The 17,899-nt window shown below is 72.1% G+C and carries 16 protein-coding genes; 10 read left to right on the top strand and 6 right to left on the bottom strand.

Annotated features, from left to right (window positions below; genetic code table 11):
• Positions 1 to 174: 174 nt before the first annotated feature.
• A complete protein-coding gene (locus tag AB0R04_RS35165; protein ID WP_363377740.1) occupies positions 175 to 492 on the bottom strand; it encodes a hypothetical protein in 318 nt (105 codons plus the stop codon).
• A gap of 486 nt (positions 493 to 978) precedes the next feature.
• Positions 979 to 1,830 carry a LysR family transcriptional regulator gene (locus AB0R04_RS35160; protein WP_363377738.1) on the bottom strand — a complete coding sequence of 284 codons (852 nt, stop codon included), beginning with the start codon at positions 1,828 to 1,830 and terminating at the stop codon, positions 979 to 981.
• A gap of 94 nt (positions 1,831 to 1,924) precedes the next feature.
• Between AB0R04_RS35160 and AB0R04_RS35155 the strand changes: the two genes are divergently transcribed.
• The 6 genes from AB0R04_RS35155 to AB0R04_RS35130 all read left to right on the top strand — a co-directional run bounded on the left by AB0R04_RS35155 (position 1,925) and on the right by AB0R04_RS35130 (position 7,944).
• Positions 1,925 to 2,656 carry an SDR family oxidoreductase gene (locus AB0R04_RS35155; RefSeq protein ID WP_363377736.1) on the top strand — a complete coding sequence of 244 codons (732 nt, stop codon included), beginning with the start codon at positions 1,925 to 1,927 and terminating at the stop codon, positions 2,654 to 2,656.
• Positions 2,657 to 2,898: 242 nt separating this feature from the next.
• Positions 2,899 to 3,360, top strand: coding sequence for a hypothetical protein (locus AB0R04_RS35150; protein ID WP_363377734.1), 462 nt, complete (start codon positions 2,899 to 2,901; stop codon positions 3,358 to 3,360).
• A 341-nt stretch (positions 3,361 to 3,701) separates the two neighbouring features.
• Positions 3,702 to 4,415 carry a TNT domain-containing protein gene (locus AB0R04_RS35145; protein WP_363377732.1) on the top strand — a complete coding sequence of 238 codons (714 nt, stop codon included), beginning with the start codon at positions 3,702 to 3,704 and terminating at the stop codon, positions 4,413 to 4,415.
• A gap of 337 nt (positions 4,416 to 4,752) precedes the next feature.
• On the top strand, positions 4,753 to 5,655 hold the full coding sequence (locus AB0R04_RS35140) for an aminoglycoside phosphotransferase family protein (protein ID WP_363377731.1): 903 nt from the start codon (positions 4,753 to 4,755) through the stop codon (positions 5,653 to 5,655).
• 250 nt (positions 5,656 to 5,905) lie between these two features.
• On the top strand, positions 5,906 to 7,114 hold the full coding sequence (locus tag AB0R04_RS35135; RefSeq protein ID WP_363377729.1) for a serine hydrolase domain-containing protein: 1,209 nt from the start codon (positions 5,906 to 5,908) through the stop codon (positions 7,112 to 7,114).
• 47 nt (positions 7,115 to 7,161) lie between these two features.
• Entirely contained in the window at positions 7,162 to 7,944 is a 783-nt protein-coding gene (locus tag AB0R04_RS35130) for a MerR family transcriptional regulator (protein WP_363377727.1), read from the top strand.
• Between the two features lie 90 nt (positions 7,945 to 8,034).
• On the opposite strand, the gene AB0R04_RS35125 is transcribed toward AB0R04_RS35130, so the two are convergent.
• Positions 8,035 to 8,757, bottom strand: coding sequence for a GntR family transcriptional regulator (locus tag AB0R04_RS35125; protein ID WP_063352252.1), 723 nt, complete (start codon positions 8,755 to 8,757; stop codon positions 8,035 to 8,037).
• A gap of 129 nt (positions 8,758 to 8,886) precedes the next feature.
• Between AB0R04_RS35125 and AB0R04_RS35120 the strand changes: the two genes are divergently transcribed.
• Together AB0R04_RS35120 and AB0R04_RS35115 are read left to right on the top strand one after the other, a co-directional pair.
• Positions 8,887 to 9,282: a hypothetical protein gene (locus tag AB0R04_RS35120; RefSeq protein ID WP_363377725.1), complete on the top strand. Its 396-nt coding sequence runs from the start codon at positions 8,887 to 8,889 to the stop codon at positions 9,280 to 9,282.
• On the top strand, positions 9,279 to 9,485 hold the full coding sequence (locus AB0R04_RS35115; RefSeq protein WP_363377723.1) for a hypothetical protein: 207 nt from the start codon (positions 9,279 to 9,281) through the stop codon (positions 9,483 to 9,485). Before AB0R04_RS35120 ends, AB0R04_RS35115 begins: the two co-directional genes overlap by 4 nt.
• A gap of 47 nt (positions 9,486 to 9,532) precedes the next feature.
• Here AB0R04_RS35115 and AB0R04_RS35110 read toward each other — a convergent pair whose 3' ends face one another.
• Complete coding sequence (locus AB0R04_RS35110; protein WP_363377744.1) at positions 9,533 to 11,098, bottom strand: FAD-dependent monooxygenase; 1,566 nt, start codon at positions 11,096 to 11,098, stop codon at positions 9,533 to 9,535.
• Positions 11,099 to 11,220: 122 nt separating this feature from the next.
• On the opposite strand from AB0R04_RS35110, the gene AB0R04_RS35105 reads away from it, so the two are divergent.
• Entirely contained in the window at positions 11,221 to 11,943 is a 723-nt protein-coding gene (locus AB0R04_RS35105; RefSeq protein WP_363377721.1) for a TetR/AcrR family transcriptional regulator, read from the top strand.
• 95 nt (positions 11,944 to 12,038) lie between these two features.
• On the opposite strand, the gene AB0R04_RS35100 is transcribed toward AB0R04_RS35105, so the two are convergent.
• Both AB0R04_RS35100 and AB0R04_RS35095 read right to left on the bottom strand, forming a co-directional pair.
• Positions 12,039 to 13,100, bottom strand: a complete 1,062-nt coding sequence (locus tag AB0R04_RS35100) for a CU044_5270 family protein (RefSeq protein WP_363377720.1) — start codon at positions 13,098 to 13,100, stop codon at positions 12,039 to 12,041.
• 5 nt (positions 13,101 to 13,105) lie between these two features.
• Positions 13,106 to 13,738: an RNA polymerase sigma factor gene (locus tag AB0R04_RS35095; RefSeq protein WP_363377719.1), complete on the bottom strand. Its 633-nt coding sequence runs from the start codon at positions 13,736 to 13,738 to the stop codon at positions 13,106 to 13,108.
• A 333-nt stretch (positions 13,739 to 14,071) separates the two neighbouring features.
• Here AB0R04_RS35095 and AB0R04_RS35090 point away from each other — a divergent pair, with 333 nt between their 5' ends.
• Positions 14,072 to 17,866, top strand: a complete 3,795-nt coding sequence (locus AB0R04_RS35090) for a cytochrome D1 domain-containing protein (protein ID WP_363377718.1) — start codon at positions 14,072 to 14,074, stop codon at positions 17,864 to 17,866.
• Positions 17,867 to 17,899 lie beyond the last annotated feature (33 nt).

Genomic DNA, 17,899 nt, shown 5'->3' with positions numbered 1-17,899 from the left:
TCCAGCCGCACCGCCTCGCGGCGCTGACGTGCCTTCGCCGTCAGTCCGCCCCCATCCGCATAGCGCATACCAACGGCATAGCGCGCAAATGACCGTCAGTCAGCTACACAAACAGGCCAATCACCTCGAAGCGCCAAGGTCAGTAACGCTGTTGACGCACCCGCCGCGCCGGCCTCAGCCGGTGGCCGTCGGAGTGGGCGAAGCCGCGCCGGTGGGCGGGGCCTGGCAGGGCAGGACGACCATCACACTCACACCCTGGCCGGGCTTCGACGCGCCCGCCGAGACGGTGTAGCCGTCGGGCTCGTGGACGGCATCGAACTCCCAGGTGGGCGCGGTGGGCTGAGCGTCCGAACCGGACGCCAACGAGGTGATCTTGAAACCCTCACCGGCGAGCTTCTCCCGCAGCGCCCGCAGCACCTCGGGGCGCTTGTCGTCCTCGGCCTTCAACAGGACCCCCGAGCTGAGCTGGTAGGCCTCGCCCTCATCGGCCACACCCAATCCCCGCCCCTGGCACCTGTAGTAGCCGACGAGCTTGCTCCACGGATCGCGCTCAAGGCCCGTCAGCTCGCGCACGTGGTCCTGGACCCGATCCGCCCGGGCCAGTGCCTCCTCCCGGGACTCGACACGTGTGGGCGCGCTCGGTGTTCCCGATCCTCCGCCGGCGACCCCACGGACGAGCATGAGCCGAGCACCAGGGCGCCCGACACCATCACCACGGCCGCGCAGGCCGCCCGTGCGGCCGCCCCGGACGGCACGGCCGTCGATCTCTTGAACAAGTGCAGTACTCTCCCCCGCTGACAGGTGTGCGTTGTGCCATCCGGATGCTATGGCACCACCGGGGAGGCTCCGCATGTGCCGAAGCGTGACAGCTGACACCAAGGCGCGCGCGTACCGATGGACCCGAGGGACCCGGGGAGCCACCTGACGAGCACGATGAACCGGGCCACCACAGGTGGAACCCGGCCGGGCATGCGGGAACTACGGGAGACGTGTCGCCGTCCGGACGAGGTCGGCGACGGCTCTGGACCGACTGTGCGGTGGCCAGGCGATCACGGTGGTGACTTTCGGCGCGTCCAGCACGGGCACGGCGGCGAGGCCACCGTGCAGCTGGGCTCGGCACGACTCCGGTGAGACCGCGCAAGCCCGGCCGAGCGCGACGAGCTGCAACAACTGTGCGTGGTCGCGGACTTGGGGGCCGGGGCCGGGTGCGTAGGTGCCGTCGGGGTTGGGCCAGCGTGGCAGGGGCAGGCCCGGCAGCCCGGCGATGTCGGCCATGTGTACGTGGTCCCGGGCGGTGAGCGGATGCCCGGCCGGCAGGACCGCCACCTGGCCCTCCGTGCTGAGCGCCTCGGCGTGGAGCCCGGCCGTCGAGTCGAACGGCCGGTGCAGCAGCGCCACGTCGGCCCGGCCCTCGCGCAGAAGTCGTCCCTGCTCGGCCGGGCCGCACAGGATGACGTCGACGGGGACCGAGCCGGGTTCGACGGCGTACGCGTCGAGCAGTTCCGCCAGCAGTTCGCTGGACGCGCTGGCCTTCGTGACCAGGACCAGGCCGGGACCGCCGGTGGGGGAAGCGGCGGCGCGGCGGGTCCGACGCTCGGCGGCGTCGACCGCCTCCAGGACCGCCCGGCCCTCGACCAGCAGCACCGAGCCGGCGTCGGTCAGCGTGACGGTGCGGCTGGTCCGATCCAGCAGGGCTGCCCCGAGCCGGCGTTCGAGCTGCTGGATCGCCCGTGACAGCGGCGGTTGCGCGATCCCGAGGCGCTGCGCGGCGCGCCCGAAGTGCAGCTCTTCGGCGACAGCGACGAAGTAGCGCAGTTCCCGGGTCTCCATCCGGCCACGGTACTCCGGATCAATACCCAGACGGTATCGGTGCCCACCCGATCGGTCTTGGACCCCCACCGGGGGCCGCGGGCAGCATGGCCCCATGAGCGAACGAACGACTGCGCTGGTCACCGGCGCGAACAAGGGAATCGGCTACGAGATCGCCGCGGGCCTGGGCGCCCTCGGCTGGAGCGTCGGCGTCGGCGCCCGCGACGACCAGCGCCGGGAGGCCGCGGTGGAGAGGCTGCGCGCGGCCGGCGTCGACGCGTTCGGCGTACCGCTGGACGTGACCGACGACGCGAGCGCGACCGCCGCCGCCCGGCTGATCGAGGAACGGGCCGGGCACCTCGACGTGCTCGTCAACAACGCCGGCATCGCCGGCGGCATGCCGCAGGAGCCCACCCGGGTCGATCCCGCCACCATCCGCACGGTCGTGGAGACCAACGTGATCGGCGTCATCCGCGTCACCAACGCGATGATGCCGCTGCTGCGGCGCTCCGCCTCACCGCGGATCGTGAACATGTCCAGCAGCGTCGGCTCCCTCACCCGGCAGTCAGGAGCCGCCGCCGAGCAGACGGCGGGTCCGGTGGCCGTGGCGTACGCGCCGTCGAAGACGTTCCTGAACGCCGTCACCCTCCAGTACGCCCGGGAGCTGAGTGGCACGAACATCCTGATCAACGCCGGCTGCCCCGGCTACGTCGCGACCGACCTCAACGGCTTCCACGGCGTGCGCACCCCCGAACAGGGCGCGGCGATCGCCATCAAACTCGCGACCCTGCCCGACGACGGCCCGACCGGCCAGTTCTTCGAGGACGCCGGCGTCGTGCCCTGGTGATGCGCACGGCTGCCGCTGAACCGGTCGGCAGAAGGCTGTCATGCCGGGCGTCGCGACCAGCGGAGAGCGGCTCAGCCGGGGCTTCCCGGGGCGAGGTGCCGACATTCTAGATCATCAAGTTGAGGTTCTGTCAGGTTCCGCGACTTCGGCTCCGGGTCCACCACCGGTTGTGCTTCCCTTCGTTCCGGAACGCCGAGTTCGGCGGCCCGGTTCTGCCCCGCGACACACACGATGGAGACGGAATGCCCGAGAACGAGACCGTAACTCGCGCCACCCTGCGCACGCTGACCCTGGACATAGAGGGCCGACCCTCCACCACGTGGCGCCTTGACGACCCGCAGGTACTCGCCGATCTGAAGAAGACTCCGTTCGTCCTCGCCGAAGGTGCCCACTACAGGCTCAGTTACAGCTTCACGGTGAGCGGTGACATCGTGTCCGGCCTCAGGTACGTCTCCGCAGTCTTCCGCAAGGGTCTCAAGGTCTCCAAGGACCAGCAGATGCTCGGCTCATTCGGCCCGCAGGACAAGGAGCACACGGTGTGCATTCCCCGGCACGGCTGGGAGGAGGCTCCGAGCGGGCTGCTGTCCCGCGGCAGCTACACCGCCAAGTCAACCTTCGTGGACGACAACGGCACGACGCTCGGGGAGCTCGAGTACGCCTTCGACATCACCGAGAACTGGCCGGCCACCGAGTCGACCAGCTGACACACCTCCTCCCTTCCTCCCCACGCCAAGGGCAGGCACTCGCCCTTGCCCTTGGCGTGGCCCCGCACCGCCTCGGTTTCCGGGCCCGTCCGACGCCGTGACGTGCTCCACCGAGCAGGAGGTGCTCTCCGGGTTCCGACCGGGCCCTCCGCGCCGAAGCGCGGCGGCCTCCACCGAGATCGGCCGAACGGGTGGGCACCAGCGGCGCCGGAGGCCTTGTGCGTGCACGAAGGCAAATCGCCGTGCGTAACTGTGCGCGGGTCCGACGGCCACACGGTCCGCCGTACGAGCCGATGGCCGCAGCCCTCCCCGCCCCGCACCCCGAACGGAGCCGCCCGCCCATGCGCACCCCCACTCTCGCCGCCCTCTCCCTGGCGCTCGCCCTACCCCTGACGGGGTTGGCCGCCACCGGCACCGCCGCCGCCCAGTCCCCCGCCTCCCGAGAGGTGCCGATCACGGAGTGCGCGGACGTCCCCAAGGTCCGCGACGCCGGCGCCGAGAACTACCTCTGCACCCGGAAGGAACTCGGCCCGGTCACCCTGCCGACGGACCCCGTGGTGACCAAACTGCTGGAGGGCTACGACCGGCTGGGCGGGGTGACACCGGCGCGCTTCCTGGACTGGTACCGGGACTGGAGGGGGTGGAAGTACCCGGACAACAACGGCTTCGTCGACAACAACGGCACCCTCGACAGGGCCGAACAGACCATGACGGAACACCAGAAGCTGGACCGCTTCGGGAACAGCGCCTACGGCTCCTACCTCGCCCCCGGCGGCACGCCGTTCCCCCAGCGCGCCCTTCCGCCGGACTCCCTCAACGAAGGCGACGCCAACTACCACTGCTTCGAGGTGCAGAAGAAGTTCACGGTCCAGCAGGGGCACATCGCGGGCGCGTTCTCCCAGCCGGGCAACGGACTCCAGCAATGGCTCGACCCGGCCCTGAAGCCGAGCGACATCCCGGGCACGTACGACGTCGCCGCCCTCATCACCGCCGGGTACTTGATCGAACACGTCGCCGACAAGACCTTCTGCCTGCCGGACAACAACGCCGTCTGACCCCCACCCGGGCAGACCGGGCTGCGCACGGTCGGCAACCGACACCCGCCCCGCCCGGCAACGCGCCCGGCGGGGCCGGCGCAGCAGTCGGCACGGGTCTGCGACCTGCAGCGACACCGGGACGGTCCGGCCTTCGGCGCTCCCGCTCCTACCGCCGCTGCCCCTCGCTCACCAAGCGTTCTGACACGAACCCCGCATGCACCGGACCCGGCCGTCCGAAGCTCGGCGTGCGGGTTGAGCACCCTCCGCAGCACCTCCGCACCATGGCGCGGGAAAGTCCGGTGCATCGATGACTGCCGGCCCCTAGCATGCGTGGGTGAACCTTTCGCATCTCGGCGTGCCGATCGGGCCCATGATCCGTGTCCACGGCGGGTTCGCCAACCGGATGTACCGGCTCGACACCGACCAAGGGTCGTTCGCGGTGAAGGAGTTGAACGTCGTCGACCGCCGCTGGACCTATCGCGTCGAGGACGTGTTCAGGTTTGAGCGGGCGGCCTTCGCCGCCGGCATCCCGATGCCGGAGCCGATCTCGGCCGGCCACCACACGCTCGTGCACCGATGGGTCGAGGGAGAGAAGGTGCCGGAAGCACCGGTGTCGGCGGCGTACGCGTTCGAGATCGGTGAGATCCTCGCGCGCATCCACGCGCTCGACGTCGCGTGGACCCATGTGCCGATCGAGGAACCGACGTCACGGGACTGGCCCGAGCTCGCCGCGCGGGCGGCGGCGACCGGACAGCCGTGGGCCGACGAACTCGCCTCTCGCGTCGAGACGTTCCTCGCGATCGCCCACTTCGTCGACACCTGCGAACGGCCAGGCCCCGTCGTGCTGACCCACAAGGACATCCACCCGTGGAACCTGCTCGCCCGAGAGGGTCGGCCGGTGGTGCTCGACTGGGAGCTCTCGGGAATGCTCGACCTGTCCGGTGAGCTCGGCTCGACCGCGCTGAGCCTCGCGAAGGGACCCGGCTTCGACCACATCGAGCCCGCCGTCTTCCGCTCGGTCCTCGACGGCTATGTCGCGGGGGGCGGAGCGCTGCCGCCGCCAGGTCCGAGCTGGTTCGTGTTCATGATCGGCGGCTGGCTGGGGCACACGAGGTGGAACATCCTCCGGTGCCTCGCCGGTGTCGAGGCGAGCACCGGCCCTGACCTCGCGCTGTCGCACGAGTCCGTGCGCAACGGCTTGCGCGGCCTCCCCGACCTGTTCGGCCGACTTCCGGAGTTCGAGGCGCTGCTCGTGTGACAGTGACCCGCACCTGTGCCCGGCATGCGGCGCAAGGCGCGCCGGACGCGACGCCGTCGGCCACGACCTCGACATCTGGACGGACCTCACCCTCTCCACCGACTTCGCCCAGGACGACGACACGGACGACCGAGCCCCCCCTCGCCTGTGAGCCAGATCACCGTTGAGGTTGACCCTGGGTCAGGGCTCAAGCTCCTCGCAACGGCACGACGCCGACCCGGGCGTCACCGATGCGAAGGAGCACACCACCATGCCACTCCCCGATTCCGACCTTTCCGGCCCTTCCGGCCCTTCCCACCAGGACGAGAGCACCCTGCGGACCGTCGCCCTCGACGCCCCAGGGCAGGACCGCCCGGAGCTGCAGAAGGCGATCGAGGAGATCGTCGACTCCGGTTTCACCGGGGTGTCGCTGCGCGTGCACGACGAGCGGGGCGCGTGGGTCGGCAGCGCCGGGGCGGCCGAACTGGGCGGGGCCGCGAAGCCGCCGACGGACGGGCGGGTCCGGATCGGCAGCAATACCAAGACCTTCACCGCGACCCTGGTGCTGCAACTGGTGGCCGAGGGCAAGGTCGGGCTGGACACCCCGGCGGCGCACTACCTGCCCGAATTCGGGCTGGACGGGCGGATCACGGTGCGGATGCTGCTGCAGCACACCAGCGGGGTGTTCAACCACACCGGCGAGGTCTACGCCGACGGGACGGTCGCGCCGGGCATCCCCATCCCCTACGGCACCACGGGCAGGGAGTGGATGGACAACCGGTTCAAGACCTACCGGCCGCAGGAGCTGGTACGGCTGGCGCTGTCCAGGCCGGCCCGGTTCGAGCCGGGGGCGGGCTGGAGCTACTCCAACACCAACTACGTGCTGGCCCGGCTGCTGATCGAGAAGGTCACCGGCCGCCCGCTCGCCGAGGAGATGCAGCGGCTGATCCTGGGGCCGCTCGGGCTGTCGGGCACCGTGCTGCCGGGCGCCTCGCCGGAGATCCCCGAGCCGCACGCCCACGCCTACTACCGGTACGAGGACGCCGGCGAGCAGAGGACGATCGACATCACCCGCCAGAACCCCTCCTGGATCTCCAGCGGCGGCGACATGATCTCCACCACCCGGGACCTCCACACGTTCATCTCCGCGCTGCTGGGCGGCAGGCTCCTGCCGGCCCCGCTGCTGGCGGAGATGTGCACCCCGCACCCGACGGGCATCCCGAACATGGACTACGGCCTGGGCGTGTTCGTGGTGACGACGGACGGCGGCGCCACCGTCGTCTCCCACAACGGCGCCGCCGTGGGCCACGCGGCGCTGATGTACAGCACGCCCGACGGCAGCCGGACCCTGACCGCCGCGCTGAACTGCGTGGACGACGCCGGCCTGTCCATCGGCGGGGCGTTCCAGCAGGCGATGCACAGGCTCGTCGACGAGGTGTTCTGCGGCGGGCCGGCCGATCCGGCCCGGCCGACGGACTGATGTGGTGTGCGGAGCCACCGAGTTCGAGTACGAGGCAGGATTGGCGGATGAACGGAGTCACGATCGGGCAGGCGGCGGCATTCGTCGGCATCACGGTGAAGACGGTGCGGCACTACCACAAGCTCGGCCTGGCCGAGGAGCCGGAACGCGACAGCTCCGGATACCGGCGGTACGGATCGGCCGACCTGTTGCGGCTGGTGCAGGTCCGGACGCTGGCCGCCGCCGGGGTGCCGCTGGCCGAGACCGGGCCCCTGCTCGACGCCGACGCCGCGCTGTTCACCGCGAAGCTCGCCGACGTCGAACGTCAACTCACCGAACGGATCGACGAGTTGATTGCGCGGCGCGACACGCTGCACCGACTCGCCGACGGCGACCGGGCGCTACTGCCCGACCGCGCCGTGGCACTGCTGGAGCGGATGGCCGACCTCGGCTTCACCCCGGACGAGGCGGCGGCCACCAGGGAGGGCTGGGTGCTGGCCAGGGCCCTGGTCCCGGAAGGCTTCGACGACTACCTCACCCATGTCGAACACGCCCTGCTGGACAGCCGGTTCGTCGCCTTGCTCAAGCGCGGCGCCGAAGCCGCGACCTGGGAACCGGACGACCCGCGCATCGCCGAACTCGCCGCCGCCGCGGCCGACCACTTCCTCGCCAACCCCGCCCAGCTGAAGATCGTGACCGGCCTCCAAGCCCGCACCGAAGCCGCGACCCGGTACCAGCTGATCGCCCACCACGGCGAAGAACAGGGATCGGCCGAGGCCCGGCTGGTCGCACTGGTCGAGACCAGGCTCCGCTCCGCCAGCGTCCGCATCCCCAGGCCGGACTCCCCCTGACCGAGACGGGACCGATCATTCGAGGAAGCCGCCCCGGCCTACGGGGCCGGGGCGGCTTGTGCGTTTGTCGGTGGCGCAGGTGTCGGGGGCTCAGGCGCCGTACTCGTAGCCGACCGTGACCCGGGTCGGGACGACCCAGAGGCCGAACTCGATCACGCCCTCGTCGTCCGACCAACGATGCACCCCGCCCAGGACCGGGGACCCCACGCGAAGACCCAGGGCCGATGCCTCTCGGGCATCGCACTCCCGGGCATGCATGTCATCCCGGGCATGCGTGATCGTCCGGCCGGAAGCGTCGAGCACTTTCGCAGTGAGACCCGCGTTCTTGCCGGGCGCCGTCGAGAGCAGATCCGGCACCAGCGCGGCGAAGTGCGCCGGGTACCAGACGACCGCCAGCATGGTCCGGCTCCGGCCCCGGCCCGCGATGTACTCGCGCCTGACAAGCTGATCGCCGGGATCGAGGTTGAAGATGTCCTGCACGTACAACGGGGGCACCACCAGCTCGGCGGCCGTGACCCGGCTGGTTTCGCCCTCCATCAGGCTGGACCTGAGCCGCTGGACCGTGGTCAGCCGGTCCCGTCCCGTCGCGGTCGACGTCACCTCGTCCGCGACGAACGTGCCACGCGGACTCGTCCTGATGAGCCCTTCCACCATCAGCTGGTTCAAGGCCCTGCTGACGGTTGCCGCTGCGACGTTCCACCGCTGGCACATCTCCCTGTTGGTCGGGAGTTTCTCGCCTGGAACGAGTTCGCCGGTGAGTATCGCCTGCCGGTAGTGATCGGCGATCGCGGTGAACGTCTTGGATCCGGCCATGCGCTACTCCTCGGTCGAGGTGATAGTCACTCAGGAGCACACTAGTGCACCGACGTTGAAGCCGGCAGCACTTCTCCTCGCTCTACCTTCTGACCTAGGACACAGGTTGAGTGCTCTAGGGAGTTCGCAGTGGCGGTTCGCAAGAGGTCTCGCGCGACGATCTGCCGGCCGAAGGCCGGCGAGGTCGTCAAGGACCTTACGGGCACAGGCATCAAGCGCTTCCAGGTGGTGATCTACCTGGCCAAGGCCAGTCCTGCCTTCCCCGAGTTGGAGATGCGCAGCTGCGAGGAGTACGCGCTCGCCTTCGGGTGGACGGTGGCCCTCACCGTCGTTGATGACGAGATGGAGAAGCCCCCGGACCAACGCCCCCTGCTTCTGGCCGCCTTGCAGACGATCCAGAACCTGGGCGCTGGAGCGATCCTGATCCCGTCCAGGGCGACCGTCTCCCCCATCGACGGCGAGTTCGACGAATTCTCCCGGCGGGTCGAGAAGGTCGGCGGGTTCATCCAGGTGACCCGCCGATGAGCCGGCGATACGGGATCGTTCCCGCCGACGCCGCTCACGGGGCCTCGTACCCGGTCTGGGTCATCCAGGACCACAAGACCGGCCAACTGGTGAAGGCGCTGCCTCCCCGCTCCGAACCGCTGCGCTTCTACTCGTACGACCGGGCGGAACGATGGGTGAGCGCCAATGAGAAACCCCGCCCGGACTTCACGGCTGCCGGGTGACCGTCAGACACACGCCAGGTTCCGGGGGCGGTCGGAGGGCTCGAAGTTCAGCGCACCGGCTCGGGTGAGGGGGACGGGGCGCCCGCCCAGCGGTGCAGGGCGGCTTCGAGGCCGGCCTCGGCGGCGGCGGTGCTGGTGTCACAGGCCCAGGCGACCACTCCGTCCGGGCGGACGAGGACTGCGGTCGGTGTCGCGTGGTCGTCGGTCACGCTGGTCACCCGCCCGGGCCAGTCCGAGGCGAGGCGGGTGAACGCGCCGTCCGCCGTGCGGTCGAGCAGCAGGAACCCGCCGCCGTGGCCGTGGTCGACCAGCCGGGAGCCGTCCCCCAGCCACAGGTCGGGGACGTACCGCCCGACCAGCGGGTGGTCGCCGGGCAGGTCGATGCGCTGCGTCACCCCGGAGATCTTCTTGACCGCGTGGGTCGCGCCCGCCCCGGTGTCCAGCAGGTCGGCGACGACCTCCCGGAGCGCGGCCGACTTGGCGTCCCCGCGCATCACCCCGATCTGGGCCCGCGTCCAGTCCAGCACCCAGGCGCCGAGGGGGCGGCGCTCGGCGTCGTAGGTGTCGAGCAGCCCTTCGGGCGCCCACCCGGCGACCACGGCGCCGAGCTTCCAGCCGAGGTTCATCGCGTCGCCGACCCCGAGGTTGAGCCCCTGGCCGCCGAACGGCGAGTGCACGTGCGCGGCGTCGCCGGCCAGGAGCACCCGCCCCGAGCGGTAGGCCGCGGCCTGGCGGGCGTTGTCGCTCCAGCGGGTCGCGGGGCCGCGCAGCGCGGTGAGGGTGACGTCGGTGCCCGAGACCCGGCGCAGGCTGCTCTGCACCTCCTCAAGGGTGACCGGCGCGGAGCGGTCGGCGGGGCCGCCGTCGAACTCCACGGTGACCACCCGCCCGGGCTGCGGCCCGTAACGGTAGGCGCCCCGGGTCGACCACGCCCATCCGTCCGCGAGCATCGTGGGGTCGGCGATGTCGACGACCGCCAGGTGTCCGGTGAGTTCGGGGTCGGTGCCGGGGAAGCCGATGCCCGCGAGGCGGCGCACGGTGCTGCGCCCGCCGTCGCACCCGACCAGCCATCCGGTGCGCACCGTGCCGGCGGTGGTGGTGACGAGCACGCCGTCGCCGGTGTCTTCGAGCGCGGTGACCTCCACCCCGCGACGCACCGCCACGCCCAGGCGCGCGACCTGACCGGCCAGCAGTGCCTCCAGCTCGCGCTGCGGCACCATCCGCGCTCCGTCGACGGCGGTGTGCGCGGCGAGGTCGGCGTCGGACCAGTCCACGAGGTCGGCGTCGAGGACCATCCCGGCGAAGTGCCCGGTGAAGCGGGGTGCGCGCGCCGGCCGGCCGCCGCCGGGCGGCTGGTCGACCGCGCGGGCGAACGCCCCGACCCGTTCGAGCTGCTCCCGCTGCACCTGTTCGGCGGCCGGCAGCAGGCCGCGGCGGTCGAGCGCCTCGGCCGTCGGGACGTTGACCGCCCCCGCCTTCATCGACCGGTCCGGCTCGGCGAGCCGTTCGAGCACCTGCACCGTCGCCCCGGAGAGCGCCAGCTCGGCGGCGAGCACGAGGCCCACCGGCCCGGCGCCGACCACGGTCACGTCCACGTCCACGTCCACGTCCATGTCCCGCTGCACGTCCCGCTGCACGTCCCGGCTCACGGCCTGGTTCGAATCCTGGTTCACATTCGTAGTCACGAACAGTGTTCTATAAACGAACGGCGTTCGTGTCAAGCTATGATGGTCCGGTGAACCCGAGAGAGCGACGCGCGGCACGCCACCAGCCGCCGAACCCCGACGCCGAGACCGACCCCAGGCCGCGGCGCCGCAAGGCCCCCATCACCGTGGACCAGGTCATCGACACCGCGCTGGACGTCATCGCCACCGAGGGCTACGAGGCACTGACCATGCGCCGCCTCGCCGGCGCCCTCGACACCGGACCCGCCTCGCTCTACGCCCACGTCGTCAACAAGGCCGACCTCGACGAGCTGCTCATCGGACGGCTGTGCGCCGCGCTCGCCCTGCCCGAGCCCGACCCCACGGCCTGGCGGGACCAGATCCGCGGCGTCTGCGCCCAGATCCGCGACCAGTACCTGGACTACCCCGGGATCTCCCGCGCCGCGCTCGCCATGGCCCCCACCGACCTCGAAACCATGCGCGTCAGCGAAGGAATGCTGGCGATCCTGCTCGCCGGCGGCGTCGCGCCGCAGGCCGCCGCCTGGGCCGTCGACGCGCTCCTGCTGTACGTGGCCGCCTACTGCCTCGAAGCCTCGATCGTGCGCCAGCGAGCAGCACATGACGACGACGCGTGGGTCCTCGACCGCGACGAACTGCAGCGCCGCCTCACCGCCCTGCCCGCCGCGGCCTTCCCCCACACCACCCGCCACGCCGCCGAACTCACTGCCGGCACGGGCCACGACCGCTTCGACTTCACCGTCTCCCTGATGATCGACGGCCTCGCCCACCGTTAGGGGCTCTCTATCCAACTCTGTTCACACAGCTCCGCCCGCCGCCCCGGCCCGAGAACGAGGGCCGGAACGACGGGCGGAGTGACGCGCGGGTGCGGTCAGGCCTGGGCGTTGCCCGGCTGGCGGCCCGGGGCGTCGGCGGCGGCGCGCTTGAGGACGGCGGTGTTCGCGATGACGGTGCCGGGCTTGACCCCGGAGACCTCGGTGACCTGGACGCTGCGCTCGCCCAGGAAGGTGTAGGAGCTGCGGTCGAAGATGATCTCGTCGCGGGAGCCGGTGGCGGTGTTGGTACGGGCGATCGCGATGCCGGTGCGCCCGGCGGCGTCGGTGGCGCTGTCGACGAGGACGACACCGGGGATGCGGGCCGCAGCCTGGTAGAGCGCGGCGGCGAGCTCGCCGGGGACGGCCTGCTCGCGGATCAGGTCGCCGATGGTGACGAACGCCTGCTGGTCCGGCCCGCTGCCGCTTCCCTTGGTCTCGGTGTAGATCTTCTGCAGCAGTTCCTGCGGGTCGGTGGGCAGGGTGCGCAGGTAGTCGTAGGAGGGTGCGTTCAGGTGGTTGCCGCTGTCCGCCGAGAGTGCCGCGCCGCCTTCCGGGGACTTGCCCTCTTCGGTGAGCCAGCCCGTACGGCCGTCGGCCGAGTGCCAGATCTGCCGCTGGTGGGGCTTCTCGACCCACACCTTCGACGTGCCGCTGCTGAGGTCGACGGAGCCCGAGAGGTGGGAGACGGTGCTCTCGATGTAGACGTACTGCCCCGGGCGCAGGACGACGTCCGGCGCGGCCTTGGCGGCCAGCGAGATCCGCTCCACCGCGCCGGCCAGGCCTGCGGTGTCGCCCGCCGAGACCTGGATGACGGGCGCGGAGATGCGCTCACTGCCCGCGGGGGTCGCTCCCGGGCTGCCGAGCGTGGTGGCCGCCACGGTGGCGGCGAGGGCGAGTGCCGCCACCGTGGTGGGTACGGCGATCAGCAGCCGCCGGCGCTTCCTGGCCTCGGGGCGGACCGGCACTGCGGCTTCGGTGGTACGGGTGATCTCGTTCATCAGGAACTCCTCGATCTGGCGCTGCCGGCCGAGCGGGACGGCAGGTGCTCCGGCCGCCGGCAGCAGGTGCCTCAGCTCCGTGTCATCGAGCGGCTGCCGCCGCTGCGGGATGCTGGTCATCTGCTTCACTCCTTGTTCGACCGGGCCGGAACCATCCGGCCACCCTGTACTTGTCCGGCTGCCCGCAGGGGTTCCCGGCGAGTTTTCGAGGCCTGCCGCAGTTCCTTGTCGGCCAGGGCACGCAGCCGGGTGCGGGCCCTGGAGAGCCTGGAGCGCACGGTGCCGACCGGGATGCCCAGCGCCTCGGCGGCCTCGGGGTAGCTGAGGTCCGCCCACACGCACAGCGAGAACACCTCGCGCTCCCCACGGCGGAGTTTCTCCAGCGCCGTCTTGGCGGCCAGCAGCTGATCGCGGTCGGCGAGCCGGCCGACCAGCTCGTCGGCGAAGTCCGGGGCGGGGTCGGCGAGCGGCATGCGGGCGAGGGCGGCCGCATGCCGGCGGGCGGCCCTGGCCCGGTTGCGCAGCACGTTGACGGTGATGCCCATCAACCACGGGCGAGGAGTGGCCCCTTCGTCGCGGAGCTTGTCCCGCAGGCGCCAGGCCTCCAGGAAGACCACCGCCATGACGTCCTCGGCACCGGCGCGGTCCCCGCTCACCCGGACCGCGTGTGCCAGAACCGCGCGCGAGTGCTCCTGGAACAACTGCCGGAAGGCGTCCGGGTCCCCGGCTCTGATCCGTTCGTGCAGCGAATAGTCCACACCTCTGGTTGTCCGGCCACCGCGAAGCAGTTCCAGTGAGCTGCGTCACAGGTGTGCCGGCAAGCGGCGGATGCCTTTCGCGTTGACGACGGGTCCTCCGCGCAGGTGCCGATTTGAGCGGCGGCACCTGCGCGGCGGCACCTGAGGCGCTCGGCCCGGTGGCAAGCGGCTGCCACCGGGCCGTCCCCCGAACGCCACGAGGTGTTCCGGCGAACCCCCCGTTGCCGAGAACTCTGCAGCGGCGGCGCATTGTCCGAAAGAGCCCTCTGGGCAGGACATTCAAGTCGGACAACGATGTGAGGGGGCGGGAGGGGCCTGCCAGGGGTGGTGAACGTGGACGCGCGGCCGAACGGGACACAGCGCAAGGCCCGACTGGGCAGACCGGAGCGGTTCGTCGATCCGCAGGCCGGTCCGGTGGAGCGGCTCGCCTGGGAGCTGCGCCAGTTGCGGGACCGGTCGGGCGCACCGAGCTACCGCGTGCTGGCGAAGGAGTCGCACTACTCGGCCAGCACGCTGGCGGAGGCGGCGAAGGGCGAGCGCCTGCCGTCGCTGGCCGTGGTGCTCGCCTACGCGCGGGTGTGCGGCGGGGAGAAGGCGGAGTGGGAGGCCCGCTGGCTGGCGGCTTCCCGCGCCGTCCAGGGGCCGTCCGCCACGGCGCAGGACGGCGACGAGGACCGCCCGGACGGGGGCGACCCCGCTCCCTGCCCGTACCTGGGCTTGGCCGCGTTCGGCACGGGGGACGCCGACATCTTCTTCGGCCGCTCGGAACTGGTGAGCCACCTGGTCCGGCACGTGGGTGACCACCGGCTGACGGCGGTCGTCGGCGCCTCCGGCAGCGGCAAGTCCTCCCTGCTGCGGGCCGGGCTGCTCCCCCGGCTCGACGAGGCCTGGCACACCGCGCCGCTGGTCCCCGGCGACCGCCCGCTGCGGGCGCTGGCCCTGGCGGTCTGCGCCCTGACGGGCGGTGACGCGGAGGCGCTGTCCCGCACGCTGGCCGACGAGCCCGCGGCCCTGGGGATCGCGCTGGACACCTGGCTGGTCACACAGCCCGCCGACCGGCGCGCCGTCCTCGTCGTCGACCAGTTCGAGGAGCTCTTCACCACCTGCGCGGACGCCGGGGAGCGGGAGGCGGCCCTGGCCTGCCTGGCCTGGACGGCCGGCGAGCGTACGACCGGCAACGGGGCCGCCGGCGCAGCCGAGGCCCGGGTACGGGTCGTCATCAGCGTGCGCGCCGACTTCTACGACCGCTGTCTCGCCCACCCCGCCCTGGCCGCCGCCCTCCGCTCGGGCGCCCAACTACCGGTCGGCGCACCCACCCGGGCCGAGCTGCGGGACATCGTCGTCGAACCCGCGGCCCGAGCGGGCGTCGTGGTGGACCCCGACCTGCTGGAGGCCGTCCTCGCGGAGGCCACCGGCCAGCCCGGCGCCTTGCCGCTGGTGGCCCACGCGATGCGCGAGACCTGGACCAGGCGCCGCGGGGCCGTCCTGCGGCTGGCCGACTACCGGGCCACCGGCGGCATGCGGGGAGCCATCACCCAGACCGCCGAGGCCATGTACGCCGCTCTCCCGCCGGGCCACCAGGAGGCCATGCGGCTGCTGTTCCTCCGGCTCACCGCCCCGGGCGAGGGCACCGAGGACACCCGCCGCCGCCTGGCCCGGGAGGAACTCGACGGCCTCGCCGACGCCGCGACCGTCGACGACCTCCTGCACCGGCTCGCCGCCGCCCGCCTGATCGTCCTGGCCGACGGCACCGTCGACGTCGCCCACGAAGCGGTCATCCGCGCCTGGCCGCGGCTGCGCCACTGGCTCGACGTCGATCGCGAGGCCCTGCGGACGCACCGCCGGCTCACCCAGGCCGCCCTGACCTGGCACGAACTCCAGCGCGACCCGGGCGCGTTGTACCGGGGAGCGCAGCTCGCCACCGCCTGGGGCTGGTCCCGGACCCGCGGCGCGGCGCTCAACCGGCTGGAGTCCGCCTTCCTGGACGCCAGCACCGCGGCGGACGGCCAGCGTGGCCGCCGCCGGCGCCGGACGGTCGTGGCGCTGGCCGTCCTGACCGTGCTCTCCCTGGTGCTGGCGGTGACCGCGTTCGTCCAGAGGGAGCAGTCCGACGCGCAGCGCCGCGTCGCGGTCTCCCGCGAACGGGCCGCCCAGTCCAGGCAACTCCTCGAGACGCAGCCCGAGGCCGCGGCGCTGGTCGCGCTGGAGGGCTACCGGACGGCCCGCACCACCGAGGCCCGCGGCAGCCTGCTGAGCGCCTACGCCGCCTACTCCTCCAACCAGTTCACCGGTCACACCGGCACCGTGACGGCGGTGGCGTACGCGCCTGACGGCCGCACCCTGGCCACCGGCAGCGCCGACCACACCGTGAAGCTGTGGGACACCACCACCCACCGCATGCTCGCCACCCTGACCGGCCACACCGGCATCGTCAACACGGTCGCCTTCAGCCCCGACGGCCACACCCTGGTCACCGGCAGCTCCGACCGCACCGTACGGCTGTGGGACGTCGCCTCCGGCCGCACGACGGCCATCCTCACCGGCCACACCGGCGCCGTCTCCTCGGCGGCGTTCTCGCCCGACGGCCGCACCCTGGCCACCGCCGGGTACGACCAGACCGCCCGGCTGTGGGACGTGGCGTCCCGGCGTGCCCTCACGACGCTCACCGGTCACACCGATTCCGTACGAGCGGTGGCGTACGCGCCCGACGGCCGCACCCTGGCCACCGGCAGCGCCGACCACACCGTGAAGCTGTGGGACACCACCACCCACCGCGTGCTCGCCACCCTGACCGGCCACACCGGCGCCGTCGGCACCGTCGCCTTCAGCCCCGACGGCCGCACTCTGGCCAGCGCCGGCGCCGACCGCGCCGTGCGGCTGTGGGACGTGGCGTCGCACGACACCACGGCCGTCCTCGACGGGCACACGCAGGAGGTGAGCCAGGCCGCGTTCACCGCCGACGGCCGCACCCTGACCACGATCGGCCAGGACAACACGGTCGCCCTCTGGGACGTGACCGAGCGCCGACTGACCGCCACCCTCCACGAGACCAACACATCCGCCCCCGCGCTGGCGCTCTCCCCCGACGGCAACGAGCTGGCCACCACCGCCACCGACAACATCGTCCACACGTGGAACCTCAGGAGCCGCCAGATCGCCGCCACCTTCAGCGCGACGAACGACCTGGACACCCTCGCGACCGTCGCCACCTACGCCCCCGACGGCCGGACCCTCGCCATCGGCCACACCGACGGCTCCGTCACCACGTGGACCACCGCTCCGCTGCGCCCCGCCGTGACCTTCGCGGCGCACGGCCAGGGCATCATGCACCTGGCGTTCTCCCCGGACGGCCTCCTGCTGGCCGCCGCGAGCTCCGACCGCACGGCACGCCTGTGGGACGCCGCGTCAGGCCGCCCGGTGGCCACCCTCGAAGGCCACACCGACCAGGTGTCGAGCATCGCCTTCTCCCCCGACGGCCGCACCCTGGCCACCAGCAGCCTCGACACGACCGTGCGCCTGTGGGACGTGGCGACCCACCAGACGACAGCGGTCCTCCAGGGGCACACCAGCCTGGTCGCCAAGGCCGTCTTCTCCCCCGACGGCCGCACGCTGGCCACCGCCGGGTACGACGGGACGGTGCGCCTGTGGGACCTGGCCACGCACCGCACCCTCGCCGTGCTGTCCGAGAACACCAACGCCATCGCCTCCCTGGCCTTCTCCCCCGACGGCCGCACCCTGGCCACCGGCAGCTCCGACGCCACCGTGCGCCTGTGGGACGTGGCGCAGCGCCGGACGGTCGCCACCCTCACCGGCCACATCAACACCGTCTTCTCCGTCGCCTTCAGCGCCGACGGCCGCACGCTGGCCAGCACGGACGCCAGCGGCACGGTGTGCCTGTGGGACGTGGCATCACAGCAGGTCACGGCACTGCTCGTCGGTCACACCAGAGCCGTGCACACGGCCGCCTTCAGCCCCGACCAGAGCACGCTCCTCACCGCCGCCGGCGACGGAGCACGGCTGTGGCCCACGGACGCGGACCGGACCGCCGACCGCATCTGCGAACTGAGCCGGACCAACCACTGGCCCGGATCCCTCTCCGGCACCACCGCGGGCGAGGCCTGCCGGTGAGCGGACTCACGGCGGTATCACGACCTGATGGCC

The organism is Kitasatospora sp. NPDC056731, from assembly GCF_040687675.1.
Lineage (GTDB): Bacteria > Actinomycetota > Actinomycetes > Streptomycetales > Streptomycetaceae > Kitasatospora.
This window is presented reverse-complemented; position numbering and strand designations above follow the sequence as displayed.